The sequence below is a fragment of the Staphylococcus sp. EG-SA-2 genome (assembly GCF_017152085.1).
The window spans coordinates 1-12,916 of record NZ_JACYHC010000795.1; the positions used below are offsets into that span (position 1 = coordinate 1).

The 12,916-nt window shown below is 32.8% G+C and carries 12 protein-coding genes; 11 read left to right on the forward strand and 1 reads right to left on the reverse strand.

The genetic code is table 11. From position 1 onward, the window contains the following. The first annotated feature begins 192 nt into the window (after positions 1–192). The 10 genes from tarF to lrgB all read left to right on the forward strand — a co-directional run bounded on the left by tarF (position 193) and on the right by lrgB (position 11,646). Positions 193–1,362 carry a teichoic acid glycerol-phosphate transferase TarF gene (gene tarF / locus IDG60_RS14345; protein WP_000594811.1) on the forward strand — a complete coding sequence of 390 codons (1,170 nt, stop codon included), beginning with the start codon at positions 193–195 and terminating at the stop codon, positions 1,360–1,362. A 275-nt stretch (positions 1,363–1,637) separates the two neighbouring features. After that, the gene (locus IDG60_RS14350) at positions 1,638–2,354 is read left to right on the forward strand and encodes a D-ribitol-5-phosphate cytidylyltransferase (protein ID WP_000872486.1); all 717 of its coding nucleotides are present in this window, start codon (positions 1,638–1,640) and stop codon (positions 2,352–2,354) included. Next, positions 2,347–3,372, forward strand: coding sequence for a ribitol-5-phosphate dehydrogenase (locus tag IDG60_RS14355; protein ID WP_000610204.1), 1,026 nt, complete (start codon positions 2,347–2,349; stop codon positions 3,370–3,372). The genes IDG60_RS14350 and IDG60_RS14355 overlap by 8 nt, the downstream gene beginning before the upstream one ends. A gap of 21 nt (positions 3,373–3,393) precedes the next feature. Continuing rightward, positions 3,394–5,082: a teichoic acid ribitol-phosphate polymerase TarL gene (gene tarL / locus IDG60_RS14360; RefSeq protein ID WP_000240920.1), complete on the forward strand. Its 1,689-nt coding sequence runs from the start codon at positions 3,394–3,396 to the stop codon at positions 5,080–5,082. 32 nt (positions 5,083–5,114) lie between these two features. After that, positions 5,115–6,836 carry a poly(ribitol-phosphate) beta-N-acetylglucosaminyltransferase gene (tarS, locus tag IDG60_RS14365; protein WP_114290915.1) on the forward strand — a complete coding sequence of 574 codons (1,722 nt, stop codon included), beginning with the start codon at positions 5,115–5,117 and terminating at the stop codon, positions 6,834–6,836. A 143-nt stretch (positions 6,837–6,979) separates the two neighbouring features. Continuing rightward, the gene (gene scdA, locus IDG60_RS14370; RefSeq protein WP_206160833.1) at positions 6,980–7,654 is read left to right on the forward strand and encodes an iron-sulfur cluster repair di-iron protein ScdA; all 675 of its coding nucleotides are present in this window, start codon (positions 6,980–6,982) and stop codon (positions 7,652–7,654) included. 244 nt (positions 7,655–7,898) lie between these two features. After that, the gene (locus IDG60_RS14375) at positions 7,899–9,653 is read left to right on the forward strand and encodes a sensor histidine kinase (RefSeq protein WP_000950281.1); all 1,755 of its coding nucleotides are present in this window, start codon (positions 7,899–7,901) and stop codon (positions 9,651–9,653) included. A 2-nt stretch (positions 9,654–9,655) separates the two neighbouring features. Beyond that, the gene (locus IDG60_RS14380; protein WP_000645452.1) at positions 9,656–10,396 is read left to right on the forward strand and encodes a response regulator transcription factor LytR; all 741 of its coding nucleotides are present in this window, start codon (positions 9,656–9,658) and stop codon (positions 10,394–10,396) included. A gap of 112 nt (positions 10,397–10,508) precedes the next feature. Then, on the forward strand, positions 10,509–10,952 hold the full coding sequence (gene lrgA, locus IDG60_RS14385; RefSeq protein WP_001793213.1) for an antiholin-like murein hydrolase modulator LrgA: 444 nt from the start codon (positions 10,509–10,511) through the stop codon (positions 10,950–10,952). Next, positions 10,945–11,646 (forward strand): antiholin-like protein LrgB, encoded by a 702-nt coding sequence (gene lrgB, locus IDG60_RS14390; protein ID WP_000607067.1) that lies wholly within the window; start codon positions 10,945–10,947, stop codon positions 11,644–11,646. The genes lrgA and lrgB overlap by 8 nt, the downstream gene beginning before the upstream one ends. Before the next feature lie 107 nt (positions 11,647–11,753). On the opposite strand, the gene IDG60_RS14395 is transcribed toward lrgB, so the two are convergent. Next, positions 11,754–12,458 (reverse strand): GntR family transcriptional regulator, encoded by a 705-nt coding sequence (locus IDG60_RS14395; RefSeq protein ID WP_000922322.1) that lies wholly within the window; start codon positions 12,456–12,458, stop codon positions 11,754–11,756. A gap of 148 nt (positions 12,459–12,606) precedes the next feature. On the opposite strand from IDG60_RS14395, the gene IDG60_RS14400 reads away from it, so the two are divergent. Further along, the coding region (locus IDG60_RS14400; RefSeq protein ID WP_481906096.1) for a PTS sugar transporter subunit IIB at positions 12,607–12,916 on the forward strand (310 nt) is incomplete at its 3' end.

Sequence of the window (12,916 nt, forward strand, 5' to 3'; positions counted from 1 at the left end):
ACACATACGTTATGAATGGATAACGATTTTTTGTTATGTTAAAGTGGTACATTAATCATGTATTTCGTATGATAATTAACGACAAGTGTAATGGTTAAATGTATTTTATGATGAAATGCTATAATAGGCATGGTTACAATGAGCTTGCTCATACATATTAATATAATTACAAAAACACGTCGGAGGTACGACATGATTAAAAATACAATTAAAAAATTGATAGAACATAGTATATATACGACTTTTAAATTACTATCAAAATTGCCAAACAAGAATCTAATTTATTTTGAAAGCTTTCATGGTAAACAATACAGCGACAACCCCAAAGCATTATATGAATACTTAACTGAACATAGCGATGCCCAATTAATATGGGGTGTGAAAAAAGGATATGAACACATATTCCAACAGCACAATGTACCATATGTTACAAAGTTTTCAATGAAATGGTTTTTAGCGATGCCAAGAGCGAAAGCGTGGATGATTAACACACGTACACCAGATTGGTTATATAAATCACCGCGAACGACGTACTTACAAACATGGCATGGCACGCCATTAAAAAAGATTGGTTTGGATATTAGTAACGTTAAAATGCTAGGAACGAATACTCAAAATTACCAAGATGGCTTTAAAAAAGAAAGCCAACGGTGGGATTATCTAGTGTCACCTAATCCATATTCGACATCGATATTTCAACATGCATTTCATGTTAGTCGAGATAAGATTTTGGAAACAGGTTATCCAAGAAATGATAAATTATCACATAAACGCAATGATACTGAATATATTAATGGTATTAAGACAAGATTAAATATTCCATTAGATAAAAAAGTGATTATGTACGCGCCAACTTGGCGTGACGATGAAGCGATTCGAGAAGGTTCATATCAATTTAATGTTAACTTTGATATAGAAGCTTTGCGTCAAGCGCTGGATGATGATTATGTTATTTTATTACGCATGCATTATTTAGTTGTGACACGTATTGATGAACATGATGATTTTGTGAAAGACGTTTCAGATTATGAAGACATTTCGGATTTATACTTAATCAGCGATGCGTTAGTTACCGACTACTCATCTGTCATGTTCGACTTCGGTGTATTAAAGCGTCCGCAAATTTTCTATGCATATGACTTAGATAAATATGGCGATGAGCTTAGAGGTTTTTACATGGATTATAAAAAAGAGTTGCCAGGTCCAATTGTTGAAAATCAAACAGCACTCATTGATGCATTAAAACAAATCGATGAGACTGCAAATGAGTATATTGAAGCACGAACGGTATTTTATCAAAAATTCTGTTCATTAGAAGATGGACAAGCGTCACAACGAATTTGCCAAACGATTTTTAAGTGATAACTTAAAAACAATAAAAAATTATAAATTAATTAGTTAAGTGATATAAATAATAAACGAAATGTTTGCTTGTATGTTATTATTTGTGTATGAAAACGTCTGATATAATGTAATATAGGTTTAAACAAAATATGCTAAAATATAAGCAAAATATGTATAATTTTAAGTAATACACAGACATTTAGAGTTTTGATTTTAAAATGAGTTTTCAATTGGAAAATGCAACGAAATTTAAATAATTAAATATAGATATAGTTGAATGGAGGAAGTATTTTATGAAATACGCTGGTATTCTAGCTGGAGGTATAGGCTCAAGAATGGGTAACGTACCTTTACCTAAACAATTTTTAGATTTAGACAACAAACCGATTTTAATCCATACATTAGAAAAATTTATTTTAATTAATGATTTTGAAAAAATTATTATCGCGACGCCACAACAATGGATGACGCATACGAAAGATACACTTAGAAAATTCAAAATTTCTGATGAAAGAATTGAAGTCATTCAAGGTGGTAGCGATCGTAACGATACAATTATGAATATCGTTAAACATATTGAATCAACAAATGGTATTAACGATGACGATGTCATTGTGACACATGATGCAGTTAGACCATTTTTAACGCATCGTATTATTAAAGAAAATATTCAAGCTGCTTTAGAGTACGGTGCAGTAGATACAGTGATTGATGCTATAGATACGATTGTTACATCTAAAGATAATCAAACGATTGATGCAATTCCAGTGCGTAATGAAATGTACCAAGGTCAAACACCTCAATCGTTTAATATTAATTTATTAAAAGAAAGCTATGCACAGTTGAGTGATGAGCAAAAGAGTATTTTATCTGATGCTTGTAAGATTATTGTAGAAACAAACAAACCGGTTCGACTTGTAAAAGGTGAGTTATATAACATTAAAGTAACAACACCTTACGATTTAAAAGTAGCGAATGCTATTATTCGAGGTGGTATTGCCGATGATTAATCAAGTATATCAATTAGTTGCACCTAGACAATTTGAAGTTACGTATAACAACGTAGATATTTACAGTGACTATGTCATTGTACGTCCTTTATATATGTCAATTTGTGCTGCCGATCAAAGATATTATACTGGTAGCCGTGATGAGAATGTCTTATCTCAGAAATTGCCAATGTCTTTAATTCATGAAGGTGTTGGTGAGGTCGTATTTGACAGTAAAGGTGTGTTTAATAAAGGTACAAAAGTAGTTATGGTACCGAATACGCCGACAGAAAAAGACGATGTCATTGCTGAAAACTATTTAAAATCGAGCTACTTCAGATCAAGTGGACATGATGGGTTTATGCAAGATTTTGTGTTGCTAAATCATGATAGAGCTGTACCACTACCTGATGATATTGATTTAAGTATTATTTCATATACAGAGCTTGTAACAGTAAGTTTGCATGCTATTCGTCGTTTTGAAAAGAAATCTATTTCAAATAAAAATACATTTGGTATTTGGGGTGATGGTAACTTAGGTTACATTACAGCCATTTTATTACGTAAATTATATCCAGAGTCTAAAATATATGTCTTTGGTAAAACAGATTATAAATTGAGTCACTTCTCATTTGTTGATGATGTCTTCTTTATTAATAAAATACCTGAAGGCTTAACATTTGATCATGCATTTGAGTGCGTTGGTGGGCGTGGTAGCCAATCAGCAATAAATCAAATGATTGATTATATTTCACCAGAAGGAAGCATTGCACTGTTAGGTGTAAGTGAGTTCCCAGTAGAAGTTAATACACGTCTAGTATTGGAAAAAGGACTAACGTTGATTGGTAGTAGTCGAAGTGGTTCAAAAGATTTCCAAGATGTTGTAGACTTATACATTCAATACCCAGATATTGTAGATAAATTAGCGTTGTTAAAAGGTCAAGAATATGAAATTGCAACAATTAATGATCTTACAGAAGCTTTTGAAGCAGACCTGTCTACATCTTGGGGTAAAACAGTATTAAAATGGATTATGTAAATAGAAAAGGATGAATTAACGTTGGTTAAAAGTAAGATATATATAGATAAAATCTATTGGGAACGTGTTCAGTTATTCGTTGAAGGACATAGTGAAAACCTAGATTTAGAAGATAGTAATTTTGTATTAAGAAATTTAACTGAGACACGTACAATGAAGGCGAATGATGTCAAAATAGATGGGAATCAATTCGTTTGTCGTTTCAATGTAGCTATCTTAGATAATGGTTATTACTTACCTGAAGATAAGTACTTATTAGTGAATGAGCAAGAACTTGATTATATTGCACAGTTAAACCCAGATGTGATTAATGATGCATATCAAAATCTAAAGCCAGAACAAGAAGAAGAATACAACGAATTAGAAACACAAAATGGTAAAATCAATTTCTTATTGCAGACTTACCTAAAAGAATTTAGAAAAGGCGGCATTTCGAAGAAAACGGTTTATACTGTTACACCTGAAATTTCTAGCGATGTTAATGAATTTGTCCTTGATGTTGTTGTAACGACTCCGGAAGTTAAAAGTATTTATATCGTTCGTAAATATAAAGAATTACGTAAGTATTTCCGCAAACAATCATTTAATACAAGACAATTTATTTTTAAAGCGATATTTAATACGACGAAATTTTTCCACTTGAAAAAAGGGAATACGGTGTTGTTCACATCAGACTCTAGACCAACGATGTCTGGAAACTTTGAATACATCTATAACGAAATGTTACGTCAAAATTTAGATAAAAAGTATGATATTCACACTGTTTTTAAAGCGAATATTACAGATAGACGTGGCATCATCGACAAGTTTAGATTGCCATATTTACTTGGGAAGGCAGACTACATCTTTGTTGATGACTTTCACCCATTGATTTATACAGTGCGTTTTAGACGTTCTCAAGAAGTTATTCAAGTATGGCATGCCGTTGGTGCCTTTAAAACAGTTGGCTTTAGTCGTACTGGTAAAAAGGGTGGACCATTTATTGATTCATTAAATCATCGTAGCTATACAAAAGCTTATGTATCATCTGAAACCGATATTCCATTCTACGCTGAAGCATTTGGTATTAAAGAGAAAAATGTAGTGCCTACAGGTGTTCCACGTACTGATGTACTATTTGATGAAGCTTATGCGACACAGATCAAACAAGAGATGGAAGATGAATTACCAATTATTAAAGGTAAGAAAGTCATTCTTTTCGCACCAACATTTAGAGGTAGTGGTCATGGTACAGCACATTACCCATTTTTCAAAATTGATTTCGAACGTTTAGCAAGATATTGCGAAAAAAATAACGCGGTTGTATTATTTAAAATGCATCCATTTGTGAAAAATAGACTTAATATTGCAGACAAACATAAACAATATTTTGTTGACGTTTCTGACTTTAGAGAAGTTAATGATATACTGTTCATAACAGATTTATTAATTAGTGACTATTCATCTTTAATATATGAATATGCAGTATTTAAAAAGCCAATGATTTTCTATGCATTTGATTTAGAAGATTATATTACGACGCGTGATTTTTATGAACCATATGAATCATTTGTTCCAGGTAAAATTGTGCAATCATTTGACGCATTAATGGACGCCTTGGACAATGAAGATTATGAAGGAGAAAAAGTCATTCCATTCTTAGATAAACATTTTAAATATCAAGATGGCCGATCAAGTGAGCGTTTAGTCAGAAATTTATTTGGTAGCTAAGTTTATATAGTAGTCAAAGTGGGAGAGGTATAATGATGAAATTTTCAGTAATAGTTCCAACATACAATTCAGAAAAGTATATAACAGAATTACTTAATAGCCTTGCGAAACAAGATTTTCCGAAAACTGAATTTGAAGTGGTTGTAGTTGATGACTGTTCAACAGATCAAACGTTACAAATAGTTGAAAAGTATCGCAATAAATTGAACTTGAAAGTAAGTCAACTCGAAACAAATTCTGGTGGTCCAGGTAAACCTAGAAATGTGGCGTTAAAACAAGCAGAAGGTGAATTTGTATTATTTGTGGACTCCGATGACTATATAAACAAAGAGACTTTAAAGGATGCAGCAGCATTTATTGATGAACATCACTCAGATGTCTTATTGATTAAAATGAAAGGTGTTAATGGTCGTGGTGTACCACAATCTATGTTTAAAGAAACAGCACCTGAAGTTACTTTGTTAAATTCAAGAATTATCTATACTTTAAGCCCGACTAAAATCTATAGAACAGCATTACTAAAAGATAATGACATTTATTTTCCAGAAGAATTAAAGAGTGCAGAAGATCAATTATTTACAATGAAAGCATATTTGAATGCAAATCGAATCAGTGTGTTAAGTGATAAAGCGTATTATTATGCTACAAAGCGTGAAGGTGAACATATGAGTAGTGCGTATGTTTCACCTGAAGACTTTTACGAAGTCATGAGATTGATTGCTGTAGAAATATTAAATGCAGATTTAGAAGAAGCTCATAAAGATCAAATCTTAGCAGAATTTTTAAATCGTCATTTTAGTTTTTCTCGTACGAATGGCTTCTCACTTAAAGTTAAACTTGAAGAGCAACCACAATGGATTAATGCTCTAGGAGACTTTATACAAGCAGTTCCAGAACGTGTAGATGCATTGGTGATGAGTAAATTACGACCATTGTTGCACTACGCGAGAGCGAAAGATATAGACAACTATAGAACTGTAGAAGAAAGTTACCGTCAAGGTCAATACTACCGTTTTGATATTGTAGATGGTAAATTAAACATTCAATTCAATGAAGGCGAACCATACTTTGAAGGCATTGATATCGCTAAGCCAAAAGTGAAAATGACAGCATTTAAATTTGATAATCATAAAATTGTTACAGAGCTAACGTTAAATGAATTTATGATTGGCGAAGGACATTATGATGTCAGACTTAAATTACATTCACGAAACAAGAAGCACACAATGTATGTACCTTTAAGTGTCAATGCGAATAAACAATATCGTTTTAACATTATGTTAGAAGATATTAAAGCGTATTTACCTAAAGAAAAAATTTGGGATGTTTTCTTAGAAGTCCAAATAGGTACGGAAGTATTTGAAGTGCGTGTTGGTAATCAACGTAATAAATATGCATATACTGCAGAAACAAGTGCATTAATTCATTTGAATAATGATTTTTATAGATTAACACCGTATTTCACAAAAGACTTTAATAACATTTCGTTATACTTTACAGCTATTACATTAACGGATTCAATCTCATTGAAGTTAAAAGGTAAAAACAAAATCATTTTAACTGGTCTGGATCGTGGTTATGTATTTGAAGAAGGTATGGCTAGTGTCGTGCTAAAAGACGACATGATTATGGGAATGTTAAGCCAAACGTCAGAAAACGAAGTGGAAATCTTACTTAGTAAAGATATTAAGAAGCGAGACTTCAAAAATATTGTTAAGTTAAACACTGCACATATGACTTACTCGCTAAAATAAATAATAAATGCCCTCAAATCTATGTGAACTAACATGATTTGAGGGTTTTATTTTACTATTTATGAAATGATTATGACATTTCCCTGATTTTCATTTTCATATACATTAAATTGTATACACTGAAAATGAGGAGGTCGTCTATAATGATAAATAAAAATGACATAGTAGCAGATGTAGTAACAGATTATCCGAAAGCAGCAGATATTTTTAGAAGCGTAGGTATAGACTTTTGTTGCGGTGGACAAGTAAGTATAGAAGCAGCATCCTTAGAAAAGAAAAATGTAGATTTGAACGAATTATTACAGCGTCTCAATGACGTTGAACAAACGAATACACCAGGTTCGCTTAACCCTAAATTTTTAAATGTTTCGTCACTTATTCAATATATTCAAGCAGCATATCATGAACCTCTTAGAGAAGAATTTAAAAATTTAACACCTTATGTGACGAAATTATCGAAAGTACATGGACCTAACCATCCATATTTAGTCGAGTTAAAAGAAACATATGATACATTTAAAAGTGGCATGTTAGAGCATATGCAAAAAGAAGATGATGTTGATTTTCCAAAACTAATTAAATATGAACAAGGTGAAGTAGTAAACGATATTAATACAGTGATTGATGATTTAGTATCTGATCACATTGCAACGGGACAATTGTTAGTGAAAATGAGCGATTTAACATCTAGCTATGAACCACCGATAGAGGCATGTGGTACGTGGCGACTCGTTTATCAGAGATTAAAAGCACTTGAAGTGTTAACACATGAGCATGTTCATTTAGAGAATCATGTTTTATTTAAAAAAGTATCATAAATAACGCGATTAGAAACTGTTGGCAAAGTAATGTCAGCAGTTTTTCGCTATACTTAACAGAAATTTAGTGATATGAACAGCATTATTTGAAAAGAAAAATGGTCAACTTAGCATAAAAATTGATATGAAAATTTAATGGTATAGATAATTAAATAGTAGCGTGTTTTTTTAATAATTTATTCATGAATTTTACATGCACTATTATGATAAAATAAACATAATTATAATTCACTGAGGTGCTATCGTGCTATCGCTAACAATGTTATTACTTGAGCGTGTAGGTTTAATTATTATTTTGGCCTATGTGTTGATGAATATTCCATATTTTAAAAACTTAATGAATCGTCGACGTACATGGAAAGCACGTTGGCAATTATGTATTATTTTCAGTTTGTTTGCCTTAATGTCTAATTTAACTGGTATCGTCATCGATCATCAACATAGTTTGTCAGGAAGTGTGTACTTCCGTTTAGATGATGATGTATCTTTAGCTAACACACGTGTATTAACGATAGGTGTCGCAGGATTAGTTGGTGGCCCTTTTGTAGGTCTATTTGTTGGCGTTATTTCAGGTATTTTCAGAGTGTATATGGGTGGGGCGGATGCACAAGTTTATCTTATCTCATCTATATTTATCGGTATAATTGCTGGTTATTTTGGCTTACAAGCTCAAAGACGCAAGCGTTACCCGAGTATTGCGAAAAGTGCCATGATTGGAATTGTTATGGAAATGATTCAAATGTTGAGCATTTTAACATTTTCCCACGACAAAGCATATGCGGTTGACCTCATATCATTAATTGCACTACCAATGATTATTGTTAATAGCGTCGGTACGGCGATTTTTATGTCTATTATCATTTCAACATTAAAGCAAGAGGAGCAAATGAAGGCTGTTCAAACACATGATGTACTGCAATTGATGAACCAGACATTGCCGTATTTTAAAGAAGGATTGAATAGAGAATCGGCACAGCAAATTGCGATGATTATTAAAAATTTAATGAAAGTATCTGCCGTAGCAATTACAAGCAAAAATGAAATCTTATCGCATGTAGGTGCAGGTAGTGATCATCACATACCAACAAATGAAATATTAACAAGTCTGTCTAAAGATGTATTGAAATCAGGAAAGTTGAAAGAAGTGCATACTAAAGAAGAGATTGGTTGTAGTCATCCGAATTGCCCGCTTAGAGCAGCTATCGTGATACCACTTGAGATGCATGGTTCTATCGTCGGTACATTGAAGATGTATTTTACAAACCCTAATGATTTAACTTTTGTGGAACGTCAACTTGCAGAAGGATTGGCAAATATTTTTAGTAGCCAAATTGAACTTGGTGAAGCCGAAACGCAAAGTAAGTTATTGAAAGATGCTGAGATTAAGTCATTACAGGCACAAGTGAGTCCACATTTTTTCTTCAATTCAATTAACACGATTTCAGCTTTAGTTAGAATAAATAGCGAAAAGGCACGAGAGTTACTATTAGAATTGAGTTATTTTTTCAGAGCGAATTTACAAGGCTCAAAGCAACATACGATTACTTTAGATAAAGAGTTAAGTCAAGTGCGTGCATACTTATCACTCGAACAAGCACGTTATCCAGGAAGATTTAATATCAATATTAATGTTGAAGACAAATATCGCGATGTGCTTGTACCACCATTTTTAATTCAAATTTTAGTTGAAAATGCCATCAAACATGCGTTTACGAATCGAAAGCAAGGTAACGATATTGACGTGTCAGTGATTAAAGAAACTGCAACACATGTACGTATTATTGTACAAGATAATGGTCAGGGTATTTCTAAAGATAAAATGCATTTGTTGGGAGAAACATCTGTAGAATCAGAATCTGGAACTGGTAGTGCTTTAGAAAATTTAAACTTACGCCTAAAAGGATTATTTGGAAAATCCGCAGCATTACAATTTGAATCGACATCGAGCGGTACCACTTTTTGGTGTGTACTTCCTTATGAAAGACAAGAGGAGGAATAAATATGAAAGCATTAATCATAGATGATGAGCCATTAGCACGTAATGAATTAACATATTTATTAAATGAAATTGGTGGTTTTGAAGAAATTAATGAGGCAGAAAATGTAAAAGAAACATTGGAAGCACTACTGATCAATCAATATGACATTATATTTTTAGATGTCAATTTAATGGATGAAAATGGGATCGAATTAGGAGCTAAGATTCAAAAGATGAAAGAGCCACCTGCGATTATTTTTGCAACTGCACATGACCAATACGCAGTACAGGCATTTGAATTAAATGCGACAGACTATATTTTGAAACCGTTTGGTCAAAAACGTATTGAACAAGCAGTCAATAAAGTGCGTGCGACTAAAGCCAAAGATGATAATAACGCAAGTGCAATTGCGAATGATATGTCGGCGAATTTTGATCAAAGCTTACCTGTTGAAATTGACGATAAAATTCACATGTTAAAGCAACAAAATATTATTGGGATTGGCACACATAATGGTATTACAACCATACATACAACGAATCATAAATACGAAACAACAGAGCCATTGAATCGTTATGAAAAACGATTGAATCCCACTTATTTTATACGTATTCATCGTTCATATATTATTAACACGAAACACATTAAAGAAGTGCAACAATGGTTTAACTACACTTATATGGTAATATTGACAAATGGTGTCAAGATGCAAGTTGGACGTTCATTTATGAAAGATTTTAAAGCGTCGATAGGATTACTTTAACAGTAATCCTTTTTTTTATGCATTTTACCTATGATATTTTGTATTTCGGACTAAAAATCACGCAAATCGAAGTGAGCCATCTATACTTTAGTTAAATCAAACGTAGGAGGCAATGGTCGTGAAACAACAAAAAGACGCATCAAAACCAGCACACTTTTTTCACCAAGTCATTGTAATTGCTTTAGTACTCTTTGTATCGAAAATAATTGAATCATTTATGCCAATTCCTATGCCTGGATCAGTAATCGGTTTAGTATTATTATTTGTATTATTATGTACTGGTGCTGTTAAGTTAGGCGAAGTCGAAAAAGTAGGAACGACACTAACAAATAACATTGGCTTACTCTTCGTACCAGCCGGTATCTCAGTTGTTAACTCTTTAGGTGTCATTAGCCAAGCACCATTTTTAATCATTGGACTAATAATCGTCTCAACAATACTATTACTTATTTGTACTGGCTATGTCACACAAATTATTATGAAAGTTACTTCGAGATCTAAAGGTGACAAAGTCACAAAAAAGATCAAAATAGAGGAGGCACAAGCTCATGATTAACCACTTAGCACTAAACACACCTTACTTCGGAATACTGTTATCCGTTATACCATTTTTCTTAGCGACCATATTATTTGAAAAAACTAATCGTTTCTTCTTATTCGCACCGCTATTTGTCAGTATGGTATTTGGTGTGGCCTTCCTCTATTTAACAGGCATTCCGTATAAGACTTACAAAATAGGTGGAGACATTATTTACTTCTTCTTAGAACCGGCAACAATCTGTTTTGCGATTCCGTTATATAAAAAGCGTGAAGTGCTTGTTAAACATTGGCATCGTATCATAGGAGGTATTGGTATCGGTACAGTTGTAGCGTTATTAATTATTTTAACTTTTGCGAAGTTAGCACAATTTGCCAATGATGTTATTTTATCAATGTTACCTCAAGCAGCAACTACAGCGATTGCGTTACCAGTATCAGCTGGTATCGGTGGTATAAAAGAATTAACATCATTAGCAGTTATTTTAAATGGTGTCATTATTTATGCCCTAGGTAATAAATTCTTGAAGCTTTTCCGAATTACTAACCCTATTGCCCGAGGATTAGCACTTGGAACAAGTGGTCACACATTAGGTGTAGCACCAGCCAAAGAATTAGGACCTGTAGAAGAATCAATGGCAAGTATAGCTTTAGTGTTAGTTGGTGTAGTTGTTGTAGCAGTTGTGCCTGTCTTTGTAGCAATATTCTTCTAAAACGAAAAACCTAAGCAAGATAATAGCAATTTGAGCCATTGTTATTATCGTAAAAAAACGTCTATACTCCAGTTTATAACTGGGATATAGACGTTTTTATGTATTTATTACTTTTTACTAGGAATATAAAACTGTGCATGACGATAATGAAATACGATGTCAGACGAATCAAAGGGTTTGCCAGTCATTGTATAAAAAGTCTGGTGGTAACGTAAACATGGTTCACCTGTAGACAATTGTAGTAATGAAGCTTCACTTGAAGTGAGTTTATCTACATTAAAGAAAATATCTGAAAAACCAATACGAAGTTTCATGTTTGATTCTAAATAATCGAAGATAGAGCCCTTAGCAATATCATCATTTAAATATTTCACGATTTCTTTATGATAATAAGAATATTCGATACATAAAACATCATCGTCCACGAATCTTAATCGCTCTAAATAGTAGACGGTATCATCTGTATTTAATTGGAGTTCATCTTGTACAGATTTAGGTGGCGTTGCCATCTCCTTAAAAACAAGTACCTTACTTGTCATTCGATGTTCACCTAAACTTTTAGAGAAACCATTAGTCTTAAAGACGTTGATACGATTGGCATCTGCAATATTTCTCACATAAATACCACTGCCTTGTGCTTGATAGATCAAACCATCTTGTTCCAATAAGCCTAATGCTTTAATGATAGTACTCTTACTTACTTGATAACGTTCTTTTAATTGCGTCACGTTTGGCAATTTATCACCGGGTTTGAAATTAGATTGATGTATAAACGCATTAAGTTGCTTAGCAATATGTTCATACTTTAACAATATTCTGTCCTCGTTTCACTTTGTCTGTAATTATTATAGCACAAAATATTATAATTGTATCGGCGTTTACAAATTGAACCGGTACAATTATAATTGGAGGTAAGTAAATACATTTTCATTCTACTATCAAGTTGAGGGGGTAATATTTATGAGCAATAAATATAAAGAACAAGCCCAAGACATTCTTACAGCTGTAGGTGGTGTCGAAAACATTGTTGATGCAACGTATGACACGAAGTGCATTACAATTCATATGCAACATACAATTCCTTCTACAGCAAATGAAGTGAAACAAATAGTTGATGTGACATCTGTAGCAGAAAATGATGCGCAGTTAGTCATAAAATTAAATGGAAATGTCGATGAAGTGTATCAGCAATTACAGCGATTAATTAAGAATGCTAATGTCGAAGAGAGTGAGAATACTGACAATATTAATAGCCAAGATACAAGTTATA